This window comes from Oleiphilus sp. HI0123 (genome assembly GCF_001635315.1).
Map to the genome: position 1 here is coordinate 1 of NZ_LWGE01000579.1, position 269 is coordinate 269.

Here is a 269-nt window from a genome sequence, read left to right on the forward strand (position 1 = left end):
GATAGTCAGGTTCGGGAATTAACTGAGCATCAATTTGCATTTTCAGTTCAAAAGCAGCATTGACGAAGCCGAGGCAGCCAACAACATTTGAGCCTCCTGCGAACAAGCTATAAGTCTGCCTTTTCTCAAACAAGCTTCGTTGATAAAAATGGAAAGCCGTTTTAGCGATCGTTTTTCTGTAGTCCAGTTTTGCACCAAGTTCCCACATTAGCCGAAGATTGTTAAGAACGGTGTCTGATATGGCCTGATCGAATAATATAATGTTGGTA

At 41.6% G+C, this 269-nt stretch carries 1 protein-coding gene; it reads right to left on the minus strand.

The window, feature by feature from the left end; translation table 11 throughout:
* Window positions 1–269 (minus strand): hypothetical protein (locus A3761_RS27030; protein ID WP_197472845.1); only part of this gene is annotated, 269 nt, incomplete at both ends.